20 protein-coding genes and 1 pseudogene are annotated in these 21,833 nt (G+C 66.6%); 7 read left to right on the plus strand and 14 right to left on the minus strand.

Annotated elements, in window-relative coordinates; all coding sequences use genetic code 11:
• Positions 1–58: 58 nt before the first annotated feature.
• Both ACD578_RS17030 and ACD578_RS17035 read left to right on the plus strand, forming a co-directional pair.
• On the plus strand, positions 59–970 hold the full coding sequence (locus ACD578_RS17030; RefSeq protein ID WP_404286831.1) for a LysR substrate-binding domain-containing protein: 912 nt from the start codon (positions 59–61) through the stop codon (positions 968–970).
• A 122-nt stretch (positions 971–1,092) separates the two neighbouring features.
• Complete coding sequence (locus ACD578_RS17035; protein WP_404286833.1) at positions 1,093–1,767, plus strand: DUF1007 family protein; 675 nt, start codon at positions 1,093–1,095, stop codon at positions 1,765–1,767.
• Between the two features lie 54 nt (positions 1,768–1,821).
• Here ACD578_RS17035 and ACD578_RS17040 read toward each other — a convergent pair whose 3' ends face one another.
• The 14 genes and pseudogenes from ACD578_RS17040 to hemA all read right to left on the minus strand — a co-directional run bounded on the left by ACD578_RS17040 (position 1,822) and on the right by hemA (position 15,627).
• Positions 1,822–2,676: an ATP-binding cassette domain-containing protein gene (locus tag ACD578_RS17040; RefSeq protein WP_404286835.1), complete on the minus strand. Its 855-nt coding sequence runs from the start codon at positions 2,674–2,676 to the stop codon at positions 1,822–1,824.
• Positions 2,673–3,269: an ATP-binding cassette domain-containing protein gene (locus ACD578_RS17045; protein ID WP_404286837.1), complete on the minus strand. Its 597-nt coding sequence runs from the start codon at positions 3,267–3,269 to the stop codon at positions 2,673–2,675. The genes ACD578_RS17040 and ACD578_RS17045 overlap by 4 nt, the downstream gene beginning before the upstream one ends.
• On the minus strand, positions 3,266–4,084 hold the full coding sequence (locus tag ACD578_RS17050; RefSeq protein WP_404286839.1) for an ABC transporter permease: 819 nt from the start codon (positions 4,082–4,084) through the stop codon (positions 3,266–3,268). Before ACD578_RS17050 ends, ACD578_RS17045 begins: the two co-directional genes overlap by 4 nt.
• Positions 4,081–5,016: an ABC transporter permease gene (locus tag ACD578_RS17055; protein ID WP_404286841.1), complete on the minus strand. Its 936-nt coding sequence runs from the start codon at positions 5,014–5,016 to the stop codon at positions 4,081–4,083. Before ACD578_RS17055 ends, ACD578_RS17050 begins: the two co-directional genes overlap by 4 nt.
• The gene (locus ACD578_RS17060) at positions 5,013–6,533 is read right to left on the minus strand and encodes an ABC transporter substrate-binding protein (RefSeq protein WP_404286843.1); all 1,521 of its coding nucleotides are present in this window, start codon (positions 6,531–6,533) and stop codon (positions 5,013–5,015) included. Before ACD578_RS17060 ends, ACD578_RS17055 begins: the two co-directional genes overlap by 4 nt.
• Positions 6,534–6,768: 235 nt before the next feature.
• A complete protein-coding gene (locus ACD578_RS17065; protein ID WP_404286845.1) occupies positions 6,769–7,020 on the minus strand; it encodes a hypothetical protein in 252 nt (83 codons plus the stop codon).
• Between the two features lie 438 nt (positions 7,021–7,458).
• Positions 7,459–9,039 (minus strand): copper resistance CopC/CopD family protein, encoded by a 1,581-nt coding sequence (locus ACD578_RS17070; protein WP_404286847.1) that lies wholly within the window; start codon positions 9,037–9,039, stop codon positions 7,459–7,461.
• A 49-nt stretch (positions 9,040–9,088) separates the two neighbouring features.
• Complete coding sequence (locus ACD578_RS17075; RefSeq protein ID WP_404293911.1) at positions 9,089–9,619, minus strand: YcnI family protein; 531 nt, start codon at positions 9,617–9,619, stop codon at positions 9,089–9,091.
• Between the two features lie 47 nt (positions 9,620–9,666).
• On the minus strand, positions 9,667–10,017 hold the full coding sequence (locus tag ACD578_RS17080) for a hypothetical protein (protein ID WP_404286849.1): 351 nt from the start codon (positions 10,015–10,017) through the stop codon (positions 9,667–9,669).
• Between the two features lie 432 nt (positions 10,018–10,449).
• A complete protein-coding gene (locus ACD578_RS17085) occupies positions 10,450–11,040 on the minus strand; it encodes a cupin domain-containing protein (protein WP_404286851.1) in 591 nt (196 codons plus the stop codon).
• A 408-nt stretch (positions 11,041–11,448) separates the two neighbouring features.
• The gene (locus ACD578_RS17090; RefSeq protein WP_404286853.1) at positions 11,449–12,378 is read right to left on the minus strand and encodes a dihydrodipicolinate synthase family protein; all 930 of its coding nucleotides are present in this window, start codon (positions 12,376–12,378) and stop codon (positions 11,449–11,451) included.
• Between the two features lie 43 nt (positions 12,379–12,421).
• Positions 12,422–13,072: a LysE family translocator gene (locus ACD578_RS17095; RefSeq protein ID WP_404286855.1), complete on the minus strand. Its 651-nt coding sequence runs from the start codon at positions 13,070–13,072 to the stop codon at positions 12,422–12,424.
• A gap of 220 nt (positions 13,073–13,292) precedes the next feature.
• Positions 13,293–14,375: a pyridoxal phosphate-dependent aminotransferase gene (locus ACD578_RS17100; protein ID WP_404286857.1), complete on the minus strand. Its 1,083-nt coding sequence runs from the start codon at positions 14,373–14,375 to the stop codon at positions 13,293–13,295.
• Positions 14,372–15,627: pseudogene (gene hemA / locus ACD578_RS17105) on the minus strand (5-aminolevulinate synthase). The gene ACD578_RS17100 and the pseudogene hemA overlap by 4 nt, the downstream one beginning before the upstream one ends.
• Positions 15,628–15,926: 299 nt before the next feature.
• Here hemA and ACD578_RS17110 point away from each other — a divergent pair.
• From ACD578_RS17110 to tehA, 5 genes are all read left to right on the plus strand, one after another.
• Positions 15,927–16,877 carry a carbon-nitrogen hydrolase family protein gene (locus tag ACD578_RS17110; protein ID WP_404286859.1) on the plus strand — a complete coding sequence of 317 codons (951 nt, stop codon included), beginning with the start codon at positions 15,927–15,929 and terminating at the stop codon, positions 16,875–16,877.
• Positions 16,870–18,294 carry a cytochrome ubiquinol oxidase subunit I gene (locus ACD578_RS17115; protein ID WP_404286861.1) on the plus strand — a complete coding sequence of 475 codons (1,425 nt, stop codon included), beginning with the start codon at positions 16,870–16,872 and terminating at the stop codon, positions 18,292–18,294. The genes ACD578_RS17110 and ACD578_RS17115 overlap by 8 nt, the downstream gene beginning before the upstream one ends.
• 3 nt (positions 18,295–18,297) lie before the next feature.
• Positions 18,298–19,305 carry a cytochrome d ubiquinol oxidase subunit II gene (cydB, locus tag ACD578_RS17120; protein WP_404286863.1) on the plus strand — a complete coding sequence of 336 codons (1,008 nt, stop codon included), beginning with the start codon at positions 18,298–18,300 and terminating at the stop codon, positions 19,303–19,305.
• A gap of 150 nt (positions 19,306–19,455) precedes the next feature.
• Positions 19,456–20,625 carry a phosphoserine transaminase gene (locus ACD578_RS17125; RefSeq protein WP_404286865.1) on the plus strand — a complete coding sequence of 390 codons (1,170 nt, stop codon included), beginning with the start codon at positions 19,456–19,458 and terminating at the stop codon, positions 20,623–20,625.
• Positions 20,626–20,651: 26 nt separating this feature from the next.
• The gene (gene tehA / locus ACD578_RS17130; RefSeq protein WP_404286867.1) at positions 20,652–21,641 is read left to right on the plus strand and encodes a dicarboxylate transporter/tellurite-resistance protein TehA; all 990 of its coding nucleotides are present in this window, start codon (positions 20,652–20,654) and stop codon (positions 21,639–21,641) included.
• Positions 21,642–21,833: the final 192 nt, after the last annotated feature.

Raw genomic sequence — 21,833 nt, forward strand, 5'->3', positions numbered from 1 at the left:
GACTGAGCCGTATCAGTCTATGCATAAAACCTATGGATCTCTGCCGTTCGGGTGAACCATGAATTTCCGCCAGCTCGAGACTTTCCGCGCCGTCATGCACTCGGGTTCGGCGTCCCGGGCGGCGGAATTGCTCCAGATCACCCAGCCGTCTGTCAGCCGCTCGATCGCCGAACTCGAGGAGACGGTGGGGTTCGCCCTGTTCAACAGGGTTCGCAGCCGTCTCGTGCCGACCCCGGAGGCCAAGCTGCTTCTCAGGGAGGTCGACCGCAGCTTCGTCGGCCTCGAGCGCCTGAGGGCGGAGGTGGCCCGCATCCGTGACTTTGGCTCCGGCAGCATCCGCATCGCCAGCCTTGCCGCACTCGGGAACACGATCGTGCCGCGCGCCATACGGGTATTCCAGGCCAAGCACCCGGATATCGCCCTGACCCTTCAGGTTCATCCGACCACGCGTGTGCGCGAACTCGTCGGATCGGGCGAGTTCGACATCGGGCTGGCGGCCGACGAGGTGGACCTGTCCGGGGTGGAGCACCGGACGTTCGGCAGCTTCAGGGCCGTTTGTGCGATCCCGTCTGGTCATCCGCTGTCCGCCAGACCGACGATCACGCCTGAGGATCTCGAGGGTGTGCCCTTGGTGGCATTGGCGCCCGAGGACCGCGCCCGTCAGCGGTTCGATGCCGTTCTTGAAGCAGCGGGGGTACGCTCCAAGATCGTGGTCGAGACGCCCAGCTCCTCGACGGTCTGCGCCCTCGCACTCGAGGGCGTGGGCGTAGGCCTCGTCAATCCGGCCGCCACCGACGGTTTCCCCGAGCGGGGGCTGGTCTTCCGCCCCTTCGAACCGGCTGTCTACTTTAAGAGTATTCTGCTCTTCCGTCCTGACGCCCAGCAGGCGCGCCTCGTGAGGGAGTTCGTTGCTGCCCTCCTCCAGGCCCGCGACACGCGTCACTCCCTGGCGGAAAGTCCGGCGCAATAGGAAGACGCACCGAGTGGGACGATCCAAACCTTTTGCCGATGCTGAAGTTAACTTCCGAGGCGGCCAGGCATCGGACGGGTCCCTTCCTGCCCAATCGATGCCGACCTGAATGGAGCGCACACGTGGAGAGGCAATGGCTCGCCCGCACCGGATGGCTTTCGGGCCTCCTCGCCGGGCTGGCAACCACGGCGCCAGCCGTCGCGCACCCTCATGTCTGGGTCGAGGCCCACGCCGAGATCGTCTTCGACGCGTCCGCACGGGTTGCCGGCATCCGGCACACATGGACCTTCGATCCAGCGTACTCGGCATATGCGACCATGGGCCTCGACATGGATCGGGACGGCAATGCCGATCCCGCCAAGCTCGCGGACCTGGCCGAAACGAACCTCGCCTCGCTCGCTGAAGCCAACTACTTCACGGCCGTGAAGGTGGGTGGCTCACCTGCCGCTTTTGCTTCCTCCAGCGATCACCAGGCCACAGTTGCGAATGACCGCCTCGTGCTGCGGTTCCTGCTGCCCCTGAAGTCTCCCGCAAAGGCGGAGGAGATGACGATCCGCATCGGTGACCCGACCTTCTTCACGGCATTCACGCTTCCTGAGGCTGCTGACCCCACAATGCTGGATGGGGCTCCCGAGTCTTGCAGGGTGTCGATCAGTCACCCAGCCGCAAGCGGATCTGAGGGCGTTGAACGTCTGGCTCAAGACATTGCGGCTGCCCTGCGGGGCCAACTCGATGACCCCGCGCCGATGAGCGCCGATCCGGATGGTCAGATCGTTGTTGTCTGCCGCCAGGATTGATCCTGCCCGACTTCTACCCGCGCCAGGAACGCCCGTGAGGAGCCAGACCTCGGTCTATGCCAGGGCAACCTCCGGCGTACGCTGGTTCTTGGGCGGGTTTTCCGACCTCTCGGCTTCAAACCGGATCTGCCGGTCGCTCACCTTGCGGATCAGCTCGGCATCGTGGCTGACGATCAGGACCGCGCAGTTCTGTTCCCGCGCCAGCTCGACGAGGAGCTCAATCGTCTCCTGCTGCGTGATGAGATCGAGCCGTGAGGTCGGCTCGTCGGCGAAGAGGAAGACAGGATCGAGCAGCAGGACTCGCAGCAGGGCAAACCGCTGCAACTCGCCGCCGGAGACCTCGCCTGGCAGGCGGCCGAGGAGTTCGGGCGCCAATCGCAGCCGCGCCATGAGGGAGTCGATCCGTGCCGCATCCAGCCCGTGCCGCTTGATCAAATCGCTGATTGCCCGGCGCAAGGTGATCCGCTGCGGGAACGCTGCGGGCGGGTCTTGATATAGTTTCTGGAACTTGATGGCCGGGAGGTCGTCCCCGCGCCGGACCGTGCCCTCGTCCGGCGGGAGCAGACTGAGCAGGATGTCCCCGAACGTGCTCTTGCCGCAGCCGCTCGGGCCCGTGACGCCGATGATCTCGCCCGGGTGGACGGCGAGGTTCTGCCCGCTGAACAGCCGCTGTCCACCACGGGACTTGCCGAGCCCCTCCGCCACCAGGACAGGCTTGCCCGCTGCCTTTCGGGAACTTCCAGCAGACCAGTGAGCCGGATCGGCCTCGATCAGGCATCGCGTATAGGCATGCTGCGGATTGCCGAGCACATCCTCGGCTGGTCCCTGCTCAATGATGACGCCGTTGAGCATCACCGCGAGATCGCCACCCATGCGGCGGGCCAGTTCGAGGTCGTGCGTGATGGTCAACAGGCCGCCCCCTCTGCCACCTCCCGCATGAGGAGAGCGATGACGTCGTCGCGGCGGGCGACATCCAGACCCTTCGTCGGCTCGTCCGCGATGACGATCCGGGCACCACCAGCGCGTGCCGCCGCGAAAGCCACGCGCTGAGCCATGCCGCCGGAGAGCTGCGAAGGCAGCTTGCCTCCGGCCTCGGCAAGACCAAGGTTGGCCAGGTCGTCTTGCGCTTGACGGGTTGCATCCGCCTGGCTCACTCCCCGCACGAAGCCATAGCCTTCGGCCACCTGCTCGCGTGCCCGCATGGTGGGATCGAGCGCGAGCCACGGCTCCTGCGGCAGCACGGAAATCACGCGGCCCCAGAGCGGACGGTGTCCCTGCCCTGCCGTGAGCGATAGCCGCTGGCCCGCAATGGTGACGCTGCCCTCGGCGCGAAGGCCTGCCGGCAGGGTGCCCATGATCGCCTGGGCTAGCAGGCTCTTGCCCGAGCCGGTCTCACCCAGGATCGTGAAGGGGCGGCCGGCGTGAAGCGACAGGGATGCCGGCTCCACGATCCGCTCCTTGGCAAAAACGCAGACGCCGTCGGCGACAAGCAACGCGGTCATCGGGCTTTCCTTCCGGCAATGAGATTGAGGCTGAGGACGAGAAGGAACACGACGATGATCGGTTGCAGGAGGGCGTGAGGCGCCTCCTCGTAGTAGGGGAGCAGCTCGGTCATCATCAGGCCGAGCTCCGGCGTGGGCGGGCGCACGCCGACGCTGACGAAGCCAAGAGCCGCGATGGCCATGATGGCCGTTGCGGCCCCGAAGGCTCCCACCGTCACGGTCATCGGCGCGATCTCGGGCCAAAGGTGACGGCGGACGATGTAAGCCGGCCCGAAGCCAAGGAGTCGTGAGGCCTGCACCGCCGGGGACGTGATGAGCGTGCGGGTGGTGGCGCGGGTAAGACGGAAGTACTCGATCCACAGAACCAGCGAGATGCCAACATACAGCGCCCAGGGCGAGTTAGGTGCGATGGCCGTGAGCATCAGCACCAGCAGCAGACCCGGCAGCGCCAGGAACACGTCACCAAGAACCGACAGGGCCCGGTCGACGATCCCGCCCTTCCAGGCCGCGAGGATGCCGAGCAGGACGCCGGGAATGGCGGCCGTCAGCATGCTGAGGAAGGCCAGGCCCAGTGACAGCCGCAGGGCTGCCGCGAGGCGTGCCAGCATCGAGCGCCCCAGATGATCGTATCCGAGCGGCTCGCTCCAGCTCGGTGCGCCCAGGACATTGCGCAGGCTCTGCCGCGTCGGGTCCACGGGCCAGAAAAGCGGCGTGAGAAACGCGAAGAGCACGATTGCGCCCAGGATGATGAAGCCGATGGTTCGTCCTACCGGAAGACGCCGTGGCTCTGAGGCAGTCATTGCGATGCTTGTCATGCCGTCTGCCTCCGCGGATCGATCAGGTAGCAGGCAAGGTCGACGACCGCGTTGAGCAGCACGAACAGCAGTCCCATCACGAGGGCCGTGCCCTGGATCACCGGAACGTCACGCGCGAAGATGGCATGGACGAGCGCATGCCCGATGCCAGGCCAGGCAAAGAGGGTTTCCACCACCACGACGCCTTCGATGAGGTAGATGAACTGCACGCCGAGATAGGTGACGATCGGCACGCTCACGTTGCGCAGGCCGTGGCGGCGGAAAACCTGCATCTCGGATAGTCCCTTGGTGCGCCCAAAGGCGTAGTAGGGTGAGCTGGCAACGCCCGCCATCGCGTCCCGCGCCACGCGGCTTGAGACGGCGGCGAGCCCGAGTGCCAGCGTCAGGGCTGGCAGGATCAGGTTCTGCGGCTCGCCGTGGCCAGCGGCAGGCAGAACTCCCATGCTGGTGGCAAGCACGATGATGAGCAGGAGACCGACGACGAAGTGCGGCAGGGCGCGAAGGGTGCTCGACACCAGAAGCAGTCCCCGGTCGATCACTCCTCCCGGGCGCAATCCGGCGAGGATGCCAAGAGGCGGGCCGATCAGGAGCGACAGCAGCACCGCCACAAGTGATAGCTCCACCGTGTGGCCGAGCTGGTGGCGCACCTCATCGATGACCGGCTCGCCCGAGACGACGGACTCACCAAGGTCGAAGCGGATCAGGTCCCAGAACCATTGGCCGAGTGCCGTTGCCCCACTCCGGTCCAGTCCGAGTTCCGTTCGGACGGCGTTGGCGGCCTCTGTGTTGACCATGTCGTAGCCATAGCGGCCGGCGGCGATGCGATAGGCCATGTCGCCGGGCAGCGCGCGGACCATGATGAAGGTCAACACGCCCACCGTCAGGGCGACGAGGAGCGCCTGGAAGAGGCGGTAGCCGAGGACCCTCGTCATTGCGCCCACCGCATCTTCGCAAGGCCGAAGTCGCGCTCGAAGGGATCAAGGCGCACGTTCTCCAGCCTCTTCGAGACGGCAGCCGTCTGCTGGTACCAGGCAATCGGGATCACCGGCAATTCTGCCTGGAGGATCGAGACCGCCTTCTCGCGCAGGAGCTGGCCTTTAGCCGCGTCCGAAACCTTGGAGAGGTCCTTGATCGCCTGCTCGAACTCTGCATTCGACCAGTTCATGGAGCCCCAGTCGCCGCCCTGGGGCGGGTAGTCCTGCAACATCGTGCCGATGGGATCGGGGACAAGGGCGAAGTTGCGTGCGGCCAAGCCCATTTGCAGCGTGCCGTCCTGGTGCTTGGCCGGAATCTCGCTGGAATTCGTGGAGTTGATGGTGATCGCGACGCCGATCTCCTTGAGCTGTTCCTGGAGGACGGCTGCCACGAGCGGCAGCTCCGGACGGTCGGGATAGGTCACCAGGGTCATGGCAAAGCGCTGGGCGTCCTTCGCCAGAATGCCATCAGTTCCAGGCTTCCAGCCGAGTTCAGCCAGCAGCGCCTTGGCCTTCTCCAGATCGTAGGCCAGCGGCGGGACGCTCGCATTGTGCCAACTTGCGACGCTGGGCGGAAAGAGCTGGTTGGCGGCAGCCGGATAGCGCAGGATGGCGGCAGCGATGCCCTCGCGGTCGACGGCAAGGCTGAGCGCCTGCCGAGCACGCGTGTCCTTCAGGAGCGGATCACCGGCATTGAGCTTGAGCAGGATGCTGCGTGGGATCGAGACGGAGAGCACATTGACCTTCGGGCTGCGGCCGAGGCGCGTGCGGCTGGCCGGGTCGAGGTTGAACACGAAGTCGGCATCGCCGCTCTCGGCCATCAGGGCGCGGGTCTCGCCGCGACCGACTGCCAGATAGCTAGCGGCGCGGATCGAGGGCTTCTCGCCCCAGTACCCGTCGAAGCGCTCAACCGTCATCTTCTGCGGCGCTTGCAGGAGGGTAATCCTGTAGGGCCCGGTCCCGATGACCTGCGTGACCCTTCCCCTCACGTCGTAGGCGGCAGGCGCCAGGATCATCGTCGTGTTCTGGGCCAGGAACGCGAGCAGCGGCGCGAAGGGTTCGGAGAGGCGGAGGACGACATCTTTTCCGTCCGCCGCGATGGCCTCGATGGGGGCCTTGTTGAGGATGCCGGGCTTGCCCTTCGCGAAGGTCAGTGCGGAGACGACAGCCGGAGCCGTCAGGGGCGTGGCGTCGTGGAACATCACGTTCGGGCGCAGCTTGAAGCGCCAGACCTTACCGTCGTCGGAGAGTTCCCAGGACGCTGCCAGCGCCGGAACAGGCTTCCCAGCCTCGTCAGCGCCGACAAGGGTCTCGGCCACGCCCATCTTCAGGAAGAGATCGCCTGCCGTGGAGGGATCGGTGCCGTTGATCTCGAAGGGAGCCACGATGTCGAGGACATCGTCTCCGGCGGCGGCCTGGGCATGGCCGATGCCCAGCATGAGGCCGAGGGCCAGGATGGAAACGGTGCGCAGCATGGTGAGGAGTTCCCTTCGGCTATGGCGTATAGTATACTATACGCCATAGCTTCGGATTCGAGTGCTGTCCAGCCCCGGTTTGGCGCGCACCACGTGAACCACTGGGTGCCTCGGCTCAGTGACAAGATGACGACAGGGAGATGATCGCGCTCACGTGCGGGCTGGATGTCATCATGGCGGTGCTGCGCCCCATCCCGACATCAAACAACTGAAAGCAAAACCGCTGCGAGAGCGCTTACCAGCCGCGCCGCCAGTACCAGCCCGGTGGACCATATCGATATGGGTCATCGAGGCGCGCCCGTCGATCGGCTGCACGGTTCAGGTCCAGATCGAGCAGGCAATGCGAGAACGCATTCGTCCCTGGGCGAAATCCATAGGACCGACACTGCGCCTCGTCCGCGCGGCGGCGGTCCGCCGGGGTCGTCGTGGTACAAGCGGCCAGAAGGAACGCTCCGGATACCGCCGCAACAAGCTTGACCGAAACCACGGCACGGTCCTTTCCTCGTCTCGCCCCAGTTTCCCAACAGAGCACATCGCGCAGGCGTTTTACTGGCCTTCGCGCGGTTGGCCTCGCCGGTCGTGACGGTCAGGTGCGGGCCTTCCGCAACCAGAGCCAGAGCAGCAAGGCCGTTTCGATGGTCGTGACATGCATGCTCCAGTAGACGACGTCGCTACGGAGCGTCGCGTCGTACGATCCCGGCAGGCAGGTCCCCGATTCCCGATCGCATACGGGATGGGAACGGCGACCAGAACCGCGATGAGCCCGGGATCGAGGTTCCAGACCAGGTTCCCTGGGACCGGAGGGACGCCCCAGTAGGGAACGTATGAAGCGGCGTTCATGGATGTCCGATCCGGCCGAGCGATGCCCCGGCCAACGTGTGGACGGAGACGGATGTACCCGCCGTCTGGGAACGCCGAGAGCGTCCTACGGATGGATCTCGACGGTGTCCTCGAGCGTGGCCTTCTCGAAATCGGAAACCAACACGTCGACCCGCACCTGCCACCGCCCGGGAACCGGCAGGACCAGGCCCTCGACCCGCCAGGTTCCGTCCGGAGTCCTGGCAGCGCGCCGCTGCATGGGCTCGATCCCGGCATCCGGCTTGGCCAGCGTCACCGTCACCTCCTTGGGATCGAGGGCCCCGAAGTCGCCGGTCATCAGCGACAGGGACGCCGTCGCGGGCCCGATCCGTCCCGGCGCGAGCGTCAGCTCGACCATCGCCGCAGGCGCATGGATGTGCATCTTCACGGGTTCGGCCGGCAGCACCGCGAGTGCCCGAGGCGGCGGGGTGAAGCGCCAGGTCGCCACCAGCCCGAGGATCACGACGGCCAGACCGATCTCGCCGACGATCGAGCGCAGCAGGTGGCGGGGTCCTGCTTCCTTCAGGCGAAGCATGGGGGTCAGCCGCTGCCGGTTGAGGGCAGCCAGCCCCACCAGACCCATTACCGCGAGCATCTTGGCCAGGAAGACGCGGCCGTAATCCGTGGTCAGCAGGGCGGCCGGGGTCTCAAGCTGCACGACGCTCAGGATCACGCCAGCCGAGACCATGAGGCCGACGGCCCGGACAGCCCAATCCGAGAACCGTTGCACGATGGGAAGCGATGCGCCCCGCTTCTCATGGACGATCAGCGCCAGCGGCACCAAGGCACCCACCCAGAACGCGGCGGCCATGCCGTGCACGAACACGGACGGGCGGGTGAGCCACTGCGGCGAGGCGGCGCTGGCATGGCCGCTGAGCGCCAGGGCAAGGCCGGCTCCGCCGAGACCGATGAGTGCGACCGTCTTCATGTCGCCACGGAGCGCGATCCAGGCGCATGCTAGGGCCAGGATGGCGGTGACGGCCGTGAGGCCGAAGGATGTCCTGAAACCCTCGTGCCAGGGATGGAGCGACGCGAGCGTGGGAAGTTGCTCGCCCAAAGCGTCAAGGCCCTGCAACCCGACCGATAGAACGGCCGCGGCGATGCCGATTCCGATGGCGGCTCGTACGATCGTGCGGGAGGAGGGCGTGGTCGCCTCGCGCCCGATCCAGGCGGCGAAGAAGGCGCCGCCCGCGCCGGCGAACAATCCGACATATAGGGCAAGTCGCGCCAGCCAGATCGCGACTGCCAGGGGCGAGCGGGTCCCCGTTGCCTGTGGCGCGGGTTCGGCGGTGGGAGCGCCGATGGAGAACACGAGGGCGCCACCGACCGGATGGCCATCGGACGAGGTCACCCGGTAGCTCAGCACCTGCGTGCCCTGGGGAAGTCCGTCCGGCAGGTGGATCGTGATGGCCTGGTCGCGCGCCTCGTGATGCAGGTCGCCGTGCGTCACGCCCTTGGCATCGATCAGGCGAATGACCAGCAAGGAGACAGGCTCATTGAAGCGCAGACGCACGCTGGAGGGAGCGGTGGCAACGACCGCGCCATCCGCCGGGACCGCCTCCACCAAGGCAGCATGCGCCTCGGCCTGCCCCGTGGGGACAAGGCAGGCCAGCGCGAAACAGATCAGGATGCGGGAAAGCCACGTCATGACGGCAGGTCGGGCGCGCCGCCACTGGGCCGGCGCGCCCTCTCCAGGATCAGTTCGTGGCCTTGGGGAGCAGCTTCAGGCCGGGCGCCGGAGACTTGTAGTCATCTGCCTTCCTGCCCTCGGCCGGGATCTCGATCCAGCGCTCGGCCTTGTTGCCCTCGCATTCCTGCACGGCCGGGAAGTACAGCATGGCGTCGGGCTTGAGGCTGTCGGTGAAATAGGCTCGGAAGACGAACTCGTCGTAATGCTTGTCGAGCAGCTTGCCCGTCCAGACGATCTCCCGCACGCCCTGCGTCATGGGGGTGCCGTAGTAGTCATAGGACGCTTTGTAGGGCGCCTCGACGGTATCGAGCTCCCAGCCCGGCTTGGGCATCGGCTTGACGGCGATGACGCCCTCCGGGATCTGGACGCGGACCTTAAGGGTCGGCGAGCCCTCGCAGCCGTGGCCGACCCGCATGACGGCCTTATAGGTCGAGCTGACCGGGGCGCTTTGGGTTTCGAGGGTGATGTGGGCGAAAGCCGAGGTGGCGAGAAGGCAAAGGGATCCGGCAGCGCCAAGCGTGCCGAGGCGACGGATCATTGTCATGGCAGTTGTCCTGTTTGATGGTTGTCGGGTGGCGGAACCAATCAAACCGGACGGGGAGGAGCACGTGCGCCCACGGGCAGGCACGATGGCCGTCTTGCACCGAGCTCCTCGCAGATCGACGCGAAGGAGACGAGAACGGAAAGGGCCAGCGGCGCAAAGGGGACGAACGTGGGCGGCGACCCAATGGCGACCCCGAGGACGCTGCCCAGGATGCAGCACCCGCTGGCATGATGAGGCTGCTTGTCGGGCGCGGCCGGACTGGCCGGCCCGTGGTGCTCGTGGTGATGGTGAGCCTGCTCTCCCTGGGGCTGATCCTGAATGCGCAGAGACGGCGCTGAGCCGAGGCCGACCAGAACGGCTTGCAAGACAAGAGCCAGGATCGCCGCCAGCATGGCAGCATGTCCTGCATACCCTTGGGCTCTGGCTGCGCTTCTCATGGCAGCGATATCTACAGTCCAGTCTGAAGAATTCTACGGACGAAGGTGCGAATTGTGGCGGAAACCCACCACCTTTCATTAACCATGGCTCTGCCGAGCTGCGACGTCCCACCAAGGCAGTATGAACCGATCTCGCCTTAGGCGCGTCACAGGGTTTCACCTCAGCCGCGCCTCAGGAGAAACCCTAATTTCTGCGCCGGGGAACCGGGGCCATAACAGCGCCATCACATGCGAGAGCGGTCCGCTCAAAGGTCAGTAAGGGTTAGGCTCTGAAACGTCCCTGCTCTCCCTGAGGGCTGGTGTAGGTCTGAAGGGTGGATGAAAGCCCTGCTCCCGACAGGAACAAGCCGCGAGGCTCCTCTCCTTGGCCCGACTTCAAGAGCCGGATCAGGGCAAGGGTGCCGGCGACGAGAACGGCTTGCTGGCATCGACGACGAACAACGCAAACTCGCGCAGATCCTCGGAGCCGCTGTTCGACACCACCATCGGCGTGTCTGTCCCATGGCCGACCATGCTCTGGCCAGCCGTAAGGCGAGCCACTCCGTGCGGGGTCTTCTGGGACAGCTCTCCCTTCAGTACGTAGAACGCCTCCGAGCCAGGGTGCGTGTGCGCAGCCGTGGCGCTACCCTTCGGGCCGCCGGCCTCATTCACCCGCAGGAGATACTCCTGAGCCGCAATCCGAGGAACTGGTCCAATCTCGGCGACCTTCATGCCGCCCATGGTGCTTTCACCCCCGCGACCAAGCGTGAAGAGCCAGACCTTACCGTCGTACTCGGCCACAAGGCCCAGGGAACCGGCCGCTGCCTGCGCCTGCTCCTTGGACTCGAAGGTGTCGATGCGCCAGAACAGGTCGCCGGGCGGCAATTCCGTCACCTTCTTCTCGGCCAAGGGCTTCACGAAGAAGCCTTGCTGCGCCAAGGCTGGCACGGACAGGATCAGCAGTCCTGGGATCAATGCTGCGAAGAGCTTGCGTTTCATCTCACGACCTTCCCATGCCGGAGGAGCCGTGGTGCAAGCTGGCGGCTCCATCCGGAAGCCATTTGCTCCATGCATACTCAACCGCCGCGTCGCCACGACGGCGTGGCCCTAGAGTGCGCCTTCCCGGCCCAGAGATCCAGTCGAAACCGGAGAAGGTCTCTGGTCCCCGCTCGCGTTGAGAGCTTGCTGGATCAGCCGCAATCTCACCTCCGTTACGAACTGGTGCTGCGCGGACTCTCAATGGACTGACGGCGCACTACGTGCTCGGAACAGGTAGAGTCTGCTCTGGGTCAGGAACCGAGATTCCGTGCGTTTTCGGAACGTCCGGTTCGATGGGGATTGCTGCCTTCGAGCTTTGGTCTTAGGCGTGCCAGAAGGCGACCTTCCGCGTTCACCAACGGAAGCCTTTTATGGAATGGAGCTGCCTGTACCCTTCAAGGTTTGCAAAGCTCCTTCCACGCGACTGCGGGCTTCTTGGGATAGCGGCAGGATCGGACGCGGCGGCTCGATCCTGGCGAGACCGAGAAGGTCTGCCATCACGTACATCACGCGGAAGCTGCCGAACGCCCTGAACAGTTCCCAGAGGGGCTGAAAGGCATCGTTGATGCGGGCAGCCTCTGGATGATCCCCCGCTTGCGCCGCGCGTGTGAGGGCCAAAGCCGGAGCGGGCAGTAGGCCCGCGGCCACGCTGTACCAGGCATCACAGCCGGCCAGCAGGGCATCTGCTGCTCCCCAGTCCCCACTGTAGCCGATGGCAAACCCGTCGGGGGTGATCGCCCGCAGCCGCCCCATCTCGCCGCTGAAGTCGCCATTGCCGGGCAGCGGCATCTTCACCGCCGCCACGTTCGGGAGCTTCGCCAGACGGGCGATCAAATCATCGCCGAAGGCGAATCTCGTGGTGCTCGGGTTGTTGTAGATGCACAGGGGCAGCCCGCCCGCCTCGGCCACGGCCGCGAAGTGCTGGAACACCTCCTCGTCGGTCAGGGGCGTATAGGACATTGGGGCGAGCAGCAGGCCATCGGCCCCTGCCGCTTTGGCGTCCCGGGCGAGCGTCGCAGCCTCGTCGGTCCGCAGTGCGCCCACGCCCACGATGATCGGGATCTTGCCGCCGACGCACTCCACCGCAACCCGGACGGCGCGCTGGCGCTCCTCCCGGCCCAGGTAGGCATAGCCGCCCGTACTGCCGAGCAGGCCGATGGAGTCCGCCCCTGCCGCCTGGATGCGCTCAAGGAAGCGGCCCAGCACGTCGGCTTGCAGATGCCCCGCCGCATCGGTCGGCGTCAGGGGAAAGGCCGACAGGCCGCTGAACAGCTTCGATACTGGTTGTTTGGTCATCATGTGCGAACCTCAAGGCAGGCGCAGTCCTGCACGATCCAAGCCATCACGTTGAAGGACGTCCGGCCAGGGCAAGGCCCAGGCCGAGCATGATCATGGCGGCTCCCGAGCCTTCACGCAGGCGGCGGATCAAGCCGGGACGCGCCGCGGCCCCATCTCGGATGCCGCCCGCCGCGAAGGCCACGACGACATCGGCGAGGGTGTTGAGGGCAACGGAGATGGAGCCGAGGACGGCGAATTGCAGGGCCACGTTGCCAGCGGCCGGGTCGACGAACTGGGGCACGAAGGCCAGGAAGAAGGCTGCCGTCTTGGGGTTCAAGGCCTCCACCAGCACCCCTTCCCGGAAGGCCCGGCGCGCCCCGACGGGCGGTGCCGCCGTCTCACCCGCCAAGGCCGCCATTCCATCACGGCGCGCGGCCTGGAAGGTCCGAAAGCCAATCCAGACCAGATAGGCCGCACCCAGCAGCTTCAGGACCGTGAACAGTTCTGCGCTCGCCAGCACGATGGCAGAGACCCCCAAGCTGCCTGCGAGGACGTGGACCATGCCGCCCAGGCCCGTACCGAAGCTGGAGGCGATGCCTTCCGCCCGACCGCCCGCGAGGGTACGGGCAGCAACGTAAAAGATGCCGGGTCCAGGCGTGATGGCGAGGACGAAGGCTGCGACGAGGAACAAGGCGACTTGGGTGATGTCCGGCATTGATGCCTCTTTGGTTGTCGGTGGCTCGGCGACCGGGAACGGAGCCTCCGGAGGAGTGGGACCACCGCGCCGATTCAGGTCGGCGCATGCTTGGGCCTACGCTCCAGATTAGGACAGTTAAACTTGCTGTTCCCGATTTAGAAATCCTAATTCACGTCCGGCTGCGCCCACCTCCTTGCCCTGTCGGCCGTTGTCCGGACTGGCAGCTTCGACGGAGCTTTCAGACGTCCCATGGTACACGGACGAGGGCTGCCAGCAGCGCATCGTTCTCGGCCGTCGTGCCAATCGTGATGCGCAGGCTGTCGCGAAGCCGATCCTGGTCGAACCACCTGACGAAGATCCCTGCGTCCGCCAGTCCCCGCAGCAGGCGCGGTGCCGTCCCGGAAGGCCGTGAGGTCATCGTCGCGAGCAGGAAGTTCGCCTGCGAGGGAGCGCAGGCAAACCCGCGTGCGGAGAGTTCCCGCGCCATGCGGCTCCGCTCCGCACGGACGAACTCCCATGAGACGGCTGCCTCCCCTCGTTGGCGCAGGGCCGCCTCTCCCACCCGCTGGGCAACGACGTCCACGTTGTACGAATCCTTGGTCTTCGACACCATCGGCGCCACGAGACCGGGCGAGCCGATCCCGTAGCCCAGGCGCAGCCCGGCCAGGGAATAGCCCTTGCTCATGGTGCGCAGGAGCAGGACGTTGTCGCACTCTCGCACCAGGGCGATGCCGTCGTGCGCCATCCCGGGATCGACGAAGTCGACGTAGGCCTCGTCGATCACCAGCACGCCCTCGAACGCCCGCGCGATCGCCGCCAGTTCGCCCACGGACGTCAGCCGTCCCGACGGGGCATGCGGGTTGACGAGGATCGCCAGCCTGGCCCCGGCCCTGTTCCATCGCCGGGCGATGTCGGCCGGGACCGACCAGTCATCGGCCAGTGGCACCGGGCAGAGCGGGCTGTCATGAACCGCCGCCAGCACCGGATAGAGGGAGTAGCTCGGCTCCGCCAGGCCGAGCGGGGCGCCCGGCGGCAGGAACGTCGTCAGTGCCAGCCGCAGGAGCTCGTCGCCGCCGTTGGTGGCGACGATGTGGTCCGGCGTGAGCCCATGCAGGCGGGCGGCCGCGCTGCGGAACTCCCAGGCCGTGGGATCGGGGTAGCGGCGCAGCATCTCCGCATCGATGCCGGCCAGGGCGGCGAGAACCGTGCCGCAGGGCGGGAACGGGTTCTCGTTGGTGTTCAGCTTGGCCACCGCCCGGCCCGGCTGCTCGCCCGGCACGTACCCCGCCATGCGCCGCACGTTCTCCCGCTCGAACGTCATGCCGCCTGCTCCATCGCGAGCCCGTGCGCCCGGAACACCGCCGTCAGCGCCTCGACCAGGTGCTCCACCTGCTCGCCCGTGTGAAGCGGGCTCGGCGTGATCGAAGGCGCTCCGTGCCACGGGGCACGGTGGGGTAGTTGATCGGCTGGATGTAGATCCCGTGCTGTTCCAGCAACTCGTCCGAGATGCGGCGCACCAGATGGGCATCGCCCACGAACACCGGGACAAGGTGGGTCTCGGACGGCATCACGGGAATTCCGGCTTCCTTCAGGCGCCTCTTCACGTAGGTCACGATTTCCTGGTGGTACTGGCGCTCGGACCTGCTGGCCTTGAGGTGGGCCACGCTCGCCCGGGCCGCAGCCGCGACGGCAGGCGGCATCGACGTGGTGAAGATGAAGCCGGGGGCATGGCTGCGCACGAAGTCGATCAGGGGAGCCGAGGCCGCGATGTAGCCGCCGCCGCAGCCGAACGCCTTGCCCAGCGTTCCCTGGATCACCGTCAGGCGGTGCATCTGGCCCTCGCGCTCGGCCACGCCGGCCCCGCGCTCGCCGTACAACCCGACCGCATGGACCTCGTCGAGGTACGTCATGGCGCCGTAGCGCTCGGCCACGTCGCAGATCGCCTTGATCGGCCCGACGTCCGCGTCCATCGAGTACACGCTTTCGAAGGCGACGAGCTTCGGCCGCGCCGGATCGTCCGCTGCCATGAGTTGCTCAAGATGCTCCACGTCGTTGTGGCGGAAGATGCGCTTCTCGGCCTTGGAGTGGCGGATGCCCGCGATCATGGACGCGTGGTTCAGGGCGTCCGAGTACACGATGCAGCCCGGGATCATCCCGGCGAGCGTGGAGAGCGCCGCCTCGTTGGTCACGTAGCCGGTGGCGAAGATGAGGGCCGCCTCCTTGCCGTGCAGGTCGGCGAGCTCGCGCTCGAGCAGGACGTGGTCGCGGGTGTTGCCGGAGATGTTGCGGGTTCCCCCGGCTCCGGTCCCGACACGGTCGATGGCCTCGTGCATGGCGGCCAGTACCACCGGATGCTGGCCCATGCCGAGATAGTCATTCGAGCACCACACGACGACGGGGTCCGACCGCCCTGGCGCATCGGCGAGCGGGAACTGCCCTGCCCGGCGCTCCAGCTCGAGGAAGGTCCGGTAGCGGCCGTCCGCCTTCAGCTCGGCCAGGGAGCTTCGGAAGAAGCGATCCGGATCGAAGGCGTTCCGGGATGTGTCGCACTCTAGGCCGAAGGGGGTGTCCATCTTTCTCTCCTGACATTCAGGGGGGCTATTTGTATGGATACTACATACATACAAAATGAGTGCCCATAGCTATAGCCACTCCCATGTCGGATTGCCAGAGGCAGAGCCAAATGCCGCATGTGCGCAGAGAGCAATGCTCTGTTGTACCTTGCCGCCTTTACATCCAACCTCCCGATATGTATGTAACTTGCATGTATCAGCCGAGCCAGACAATAAGGCTCAAGCCCCGCCGCGCGGAGCGGCTTGCCAGGGTGGCGCACCACCCTCGACCCCAACGGTCGCAGCCTCGGAGCAGAACGATGGAGAGCACCCCGGTCACCGCAGCCGTCGTCCAGGCCAGTCCGGTCATGTTCGACACGCCCCGCACGCTGGAGAAGCTGGCCGACCTCGCCAGCGACGCCGCCGGACGCGGGGCGAACCTCGTCGTCTTCCCCGAGGCGTTTGTCGGCGGCTACCCGAAGGGACTCGACTTCGGCGCCCGGCTCGGCCTGCGCCTTCCCGAGGGCCGCGAGGACTTCCGCCGCTACTTCGAGGCGGCCATCGACGTGCCCGGTCCGGCAACCAAGGCGATCGGCGCCGCCGCCCGCGCGGCCTCGGCGCACCTGGTCGTCGGCGTAATCGAGCGCGACGGCGGCACCCTCCACTGCACCGCCCTGATGTTCGGTCCCGACGGCCGCCTGCTCGCCAAGCACCGCAAGCTGATGCCGACGGCGATGGAGCGCCTGGTCTGGGGCTTCGGCGACGGCTCGACCCTCTCGGTGGTCGACACGCCCCTGGGGCGGCTCGGCAGCGTCATCTGCTGGGAGAACTACATGCCGCTGCTGCGCATGGCGATGTACGCCAAGGGCATCCAGCTCTACTGCGCCCCGACCGTCGATGACCGCGACACGTGGCTGCCCACCATGCAGACCATCGCGCTCGAGGGGCGCTGCTTCGTCATCTCGGCCTGCCAGTACCTGACCCGCGGCGACTGCCCGCCGGACTACCGCGCGATCCAGGGCGACGACCCGGCCACGGTGCTGATCCGCGGCGGCTCCTGCATCGTCGGCCCGCTCGGCAACGTGCTGGTGCGTCCGAACTTCGACGGCGAGCTGATCCAGGTCGCCGAGCTCGACCGCGGCGACATCGCCCGCGGCAAGTACGACTTCGACGTCGTGGGCCACTACTCCCGTCCCGATGTCTTCCGCCTGCATGTGAATGAACGGGCCCAGTCAGCCGTCTCCCTGTCCGGTGGAGAGCCTCATGTTTGACCAGTTCGATGCCCTGCTGCTCGCGCGTTTCCAGTTCGCCTTCACGGTCTCCTTCCACTTCATCTTCCCGTCGTTCTCCATCGGCTTGGCGAGCTACCTCGCCGTGCTCGAGGGGCTGTGGCTGTGGACCGGGCGCGAGGTCTACCTCAACCTGTTCAAGTACTGGCTCAAGATCTTCGCCTTGGCTTTCGCCATGGGTGTGGTCTCGGGCATCGTCATGTCCTACCAGTTCGGCACCAATTGGTCGGTGTTCTCCGACAAGGCCGGTCCGATCATCGGCCCGCTGATGGCCTACGAGGTCATGACCGCCTTCTTCCTGGAGGCAGGCTTCCTCGGCATCATGCTCTTCGGCATGGGGCGGGTCGGCCGCAAGCTGCACTTCGCCGCGACGCTCGCGGTCGCCATCGGCACCTTCATCTCCGCCTTCTGGATCCTGTCCGCCAACTCGTGGATGCAGACGCCGGTCGGCTACGCCGTCAACGAGGCCGGGCAGTTCGTGCCGCAGGACTGGTGGGCCATCGTGTTCAACCCGTCCTTCCCCTACCGCCTGGTGCACACGGTGATGGCGGCCTACCTCACCACGGCCCTGGTGGTCGGCGGTGTCGGGGCCTGGCACCTCCTGCGCGAGCGCAGCAACAAGGGCGCCCGCGTGATGTTCTCGATGGCGATGGGCATGATCTCGGTCGTCGCCCCGCTCCAGATCTTTGCCGGCGACATGCACGGCCTCAACACGCTCGAGCACCAGCCCGCCAAGGTCATGGCGATGGAGGGGCACTTCCAAAGCCATCCCGAGGGCGCGCCCCTGATCCTGTTCGGCATCCCCGACCAGGAGGCCGGCACGGTGCGCTATGCCGTCGAGATCCCGAAGGCGTCCTCGCTGATCCTCAAGCACGAGCTGAATGCGCCCCTCAACGGGCTCGACACAGTCGACCGTGCCAACTGGCCCTACGTGCCCGTGGTGTTCTGGTCGTTCCGCATCATGGTGGGCCTGGGCTTTGCCATGCTCGCTCTCGGAGCGCTCAGCCTGTGGGCACGCTTCCGCGGCCGGCTCTACGATTGGCGCCCGCTGCACTGGCTGGCACTAGGCATGGGACCCGCAGGCTTCGTGGCCGTGATCGCCGGCTGGCTCACGACGGAGGTGGGTCGGCAGCCGTTCACCGTCTACGGCCTGCTCAAGACCGCGGCCTCGGCGTCGCCGCTCGAGGCTCCTGCGGTGGCGGCGTCGCTGCTGACCTTCATCGTCGTCTACTTCATCGTGTTCGGCGCGGGCACCGGCTACATCCTCAAGCTCATGGGCAAGGCCCCGCATCGCGGCGAGACCGGGCCCGAGACCGGCCCCGACCACCCCATCCGCACGGCCGGCATCACCCCGGCTCCCTCGGTCAGCCCGGCCCGTACCCTTGGCGCGGAGGTGTAACCCATGGCCACCCTTCTCGATCTTCCCTCACTTTGGGCCTTCGTCATCGCGTTCGCGGTCTTCGCCTACGTGGTGATGGACGGCTTCGATCTCGGCATCGGCATCCTGTTCCCGGTCTTCGCACCCGGACCGGAGCGCGACAGCGCCATGAACTCGGTCGCGCCGGTCTGGGACGGCAACGAGACCTGGCTGGTGCTGGGCGGCGGCGGCCTGATGGCAGCCTTCCCGCTGGCCTACGCGATCATCCTGCCGGCCCTCTACACGCCGATCATCGCCATGGTGCTGGCGCTGATCTTCCGTGGCGTCGCCTTCGAGTTCCGCTGGCGCGATCCCGGCCATCGCCGCTACTGGGACTTCGCTTTCACGACAGGCTCCGTTGTCGCGACGCTGGCGCAGGGCATCACCCTCGGCGCCCTGCTCCAGGGCATCGTGGTCGACGGGCGTTCCTACGCAGGCGGCTGGTGGGACTGGCTCACGCCGTTCAGCCTGCTGGTCGGGGTCAGCCTTGTTGTCGGCTATGCCCTGCTCGGCGCGACCTGGCTCGTGATGAAGACCGAAGGCATGGTCCAGAACCACAGCTACCGCCTCGCCGGCAAGCTCGCCATCGGGCTGATCGTCTGCATCGGCCTCATGAGCGCGGCGACGCCGTTCCTGAGCGGGGCCTACTACGAGCGCTGGTTCGCCTGGCCGCAGGTCCTGTTCACCGCCCAGGTGCCTCTGCTCGTGGGTCTCTGCTCCGGGATGCTGCTGGTGAGCCTGGTGCGCCGGTGGGAGTACTGGCCGTTCCTGCTGACGCTGGGCCTGTTCGCCCTCTGCCTCCTTGGGCTTGGCGTCAGCATGTTCCCGCACGTGGTGCCGAACGCGGTCACCATCCACGAGGCCGCGGCGCCCGAGTCGAGCCTGATGTTCATGCTGGTCGGCGCCAGCGTGCTGATCCCGATCATCCTTGCCTATACGGCGTACTCGTACTGGGTGTTCCGCGGCAAGACCGGACACGAGGGGTATCACTGATGGACACCATGACCGAACCGAAGTCCGCCGTATGTCGATGGCTGTGGTTTGTCGGCCTCTGGGCTGCGGGCGTCGGCACCACCGGAGCGGTCGGCTTGGTCATCAAGTTCTGGCTCAACTGAGCCTCGACCCGACAGGAAGGAAGCATCCGTGAGCATCCCGGCACCCACGCGCCGCCCGCGCAATCCGAACTTCTCCTCCGGCCCCTGTGCCAAGCGCCCGGGCTGGACCCCTGCTGCCTTGGATGATGCGGTGGTCGGGCGCTCCCACCGCTCGAAGCCCGGCAAGGCGAAGCTGAAGGAGGCGATCGACCTCACCCGCGCCGTGCTCGGCATCCCGGAGGACTACCGCATTGCCATCGTACCCGGCTCCGACACCGGGGCGGTCGAGATGGCGCTGTGGTCGCTGCTCGGCCCGCGCGGCGTGGACGTGCTCGCCTGGGAGAGCTTCGGCAAGGAGTGGGTCACCGACATCACGAAGCAGCTCAGGCTTGACGACGTGCGCGTGCTCGAGGCCCCTTACGGCGAGTTGCCCGATCTCTCGCAGGTCGACACTCAGAACCGCGACGTGGTCTTCACCTGGAACGGCACCACCTCCGGCGTGCGGGTTCCGAACGCCGATTGGATCGCGACCGACCGCGAGGGCCTGGTCATCTGCGACGCCACCTCGGCTGCCTTCGCCATGGACCTGCCCTGGGACAGGCTCGACGTCGTCACCTGGTCCTGGCAGAAGGTGCTCGGCGGCGAGGGAGCGCACGGGGTGCTGGTCCTCGGCCCCCGGGCCGTGGCCCGCCTGGAGAGCTACACGCCGCCGTGGCCCCTGCCCAAGCTGTTCCGCATGACCAAGGGCGGCAGGCTCAACGAGGGACTGTTCCAGGGCGATACCATCAACACGCCCTCGATGCTTGCTGTCGAGGATGCCATCGACGGGCTGCACTGGGCGCAATCAGTCGGCGGGCTGCCCGAGCTCATCCGGCGCTCGCAGGCGAACCTCGCGATTGCCACCGCTTGGCAGAGGACTTGCGGCTGGGCCGACTTCCTCGCCGAAGACCCCGCCATCCGCTCCTGCACGTCGATCTGCCTGCGCGTCGTCCACCTGGGGGTCACGGCCCGAAGCCCCGAGGATCAGGCACGGTTCGTCCGGGGGATCGTGGATCTGTTGGAGAAGGAAGGTGTCGCCTACGACATCGCCTCATACCGCGACGCGCCGCCCGGTCTGCGCCTGTGGGGCGGGGCGACCGTCGAGGATGAGGACATGGCGGCGGTCCTGTCCTGGCTCGACTGGGCCTTCGGTCAGGTGGTAACCCGGGCGGCAGCCTGACGGATCCTCCGGCAGTGGGGATGGACATGCAGAAGACGAAGGTGCCCGCGGGGACGCGATCGGCATACCGCCTCGCCTCTCCCGTTGTCCCGGCGACCTTCTTCGGGATGGTCCTCGGACTGGGCGGGCTCGGCAACGGGTGGCGCGCCGCCGCCAGGGTGTGGGGTGCCCCCGTGTTCATCGGCGAGGCCCTCTCCCTTGCCGCGGCGCTCGTCTGGCTCGTTTGGATGGCCCTGTACGTCCTGAAATGGGCCATCTCCCGCGAGGAGGCGCTCGCCGAGTTCCGGCATCCGGTCCAGGCCTTCTTCACCGCCCTGGTTCCCGTGGCGACCATGATCACCTCGATCGCGGTCGCCCCATACCTGCCCGCCGTGGCGTGGACGATGTTCGTGCTGGGCGTCGCGAGCCAGGTCGTGTTCAGCGCCTGGGTGGTGGGCGAGCTGTGGCAGGGCGGGCGCCACACGGACGCGACCACCCCGACCCTCTACATGCCCACGGTCGGCGGCTGCTTCGTCAGCGCCATTGCCTGCGGCTCCTTCGGCTACCCGGAAGCGGGGCTGCTCTTCTTCGGGGCGGGGTTCCTGTCGATGGTCGTGCTGGAGTCGATCGTGCTGCACCGCCTGATGATCCATGCGCTGCCCGTGGCCCTAAGGGCCACGATGGGCCTGCACCTCGCCACCCCTGCGGTCGGCTCCGTCGCGTACCTCGCGGTCACGGCGGGTCCGCCGGACCGCTTCGTCCAGATGCTGTTCGGGTACGCGCTGCTCCAGACACTCGTCATGCTGCGCCTCGTGCCCTGGCTCCGGCAGCAACCGTTCTCGCCCGCGGCCTGGGCCTACACCTTCGGCGTCTCCGCCTTGCCGCTCGCGGCCCTGCGCTTCGTCGAGCGGGGACAGACGGGGCCAATTTCCTTCCTGGCTATTCCGCTCTTCATCGGTGCCAACCTGGTCATCGGCTGGATTGCCATTCGGACCGTGCAACTTGCTTCCACGGGGAAGCTGCTGCCCCAGCGGTGATCTCGTATTATCCGAGGACATTGAGGCCTGATGAGGAAAGTCCGGTGTGGGTCAGGAGCTGAGATTCCCTACGCTTTCGGAACGTCCGCTTCGATGAGGATTGCGGCCTTCGAGCTTAGGTCTCAGGCGTGCCAATATAATTGATTTAGTCGGACAGTTGATCGGACTGCGCTGGCGTGAGTCCGTTCTCCT

It is taken from the genome of Microvirga sp. RSM25 (genome assembly GCF_044784385.1).
GTDB classification, from domain to species: domain Bacteria; phylum Pseudomonadota; class Alphaproteobacteria; order Rhizobiales; family Beijerinckiaceae; genus Microvirga; species Microvirga tunisiensis.

What these genes read in the sequence shown, in the direction of transcription:
- ACD578_RS17050 (WP_404286839.1), bottom strand. Translation starts at nt 4,084, where the DNA reads ATGACAAGCATCGCAATGACTGCCTCAGAGCCACGGCGTCTTCCGGTA.
- ACD578_RS17070 (WP_404286847.1), bottom strand. Translation starts at nt 9,039, where the DNA reads ATGACGTGGCTTTCCCGCATCCTGATCTGTTTCGCGCTGGCCTGCCTT.
- cydB (WP_404286863.1), top strand. Translation starts at nt 18,298, where the DNA reads ATGGCCACCCTTCTCGATCTTCCCTCACTTTGGGCCTTCGTCATCGCG.
- ACD578_RS17085 (WP_404286851.1), bottom strand. Translation starts at nt 11,040, where the DNA reads ATGAAACGCAAGCTCTTCGCAGCATTGATCCCAGGACTGCTGATCCTG.
- ACD578_RS17045 (WP_404286837.1), bottom strand. Translation starts at nt 3,269, where the DNA reads ATGACCGCGTTGCTTGTCGCCGACGGCGTCTGCGTTTTTGCCAAGGAG.
- ACD578_RS17115 (WP_404286861.1), top strand. Translation starts at nt 16,870, where the DNA reads ATGTTTGACCAGTTCGATGCCCTGCTGCTCGCGCGTTTCCAGTTCGCC.
- ACD578_RS17080 (WP_404286849.1), bottom strand. Translation starts at nt 10,017, where the DNA reads ATGCTGGCGGCGATCCTGGCTCTTGTCTTGCAAGCCGTTCTGGTCGGC.
- ACD578_RS17075 (WP_404293911.1), bottom strand. Translation starts at nt 9,619, where the DNA reads ATGATCCGTCGCCTCGGCACGCTTGGCGCTGCCGGATCCCTTTGCCTT.
- ACD578_RS17095 (WP_404286855.1), bottom strand. Translation starts at nt 13,072, where the DNA reads ATGCCGGACATCACCCAAGTCGCCTTGTTCCTCGTCGCAGCCTTCGTC.
- ACD578_RS17060 (WP_404286843.1), bottom strand. Translation starts at nt 6,533, where the DNA reads ATGCTGCGCACCGTTTCCATCCTGGCCCTCGGCCTCATGCTGGGCATC.
- ACD578_RS17055 (WP_404286841.1), bottom strand. Translation starts at nt 5,016, where the DNA reads ATGACGAGGGTCCTCGGCTACCGCCTCTTCCAGGCGCTCCTCGTCGCC.
- tehA (WP_404286867.1), top strand. Translation starts at nt 20,652, where the DNA reads ATGCAGAAGACGAAGGTGCCCGCGGGGACGCGATCGGCATACCGCCTC.
- ACD578_RS17030 (WP_404286831.1), top strand. Translation starts at nt 59, where the DNA reads ATGAATTTCCGCCAGCTCGAGACTTTCCGCGCCGTCATGCACTCGGGT.
- ACD578_RS17100 (WP_404286857.1), bottom strand. Translation starts at nt 14,375, where the DNA reads ATGACGTTCGAGCGGGAGAACGTGCGGCGCATGGCGGGGTACGTGCCG.
- ACD578_RS17090 (WP_404286853.1), bottom strand. Translation starts at nt 12,378, where the DNA reads ATGATGACCAAACAACCAGTATCGAAGCTGTTCAGCGGCCTGTCGGCC.
- ACD578_RS17110 (WP_404286859.1), top strand. Translation starts at nt 15,927, where the DNA reads ATGGAGAGCACCCCGGTCACCGCAGCCGTCGTCCAGGCCAGTCCGGTC.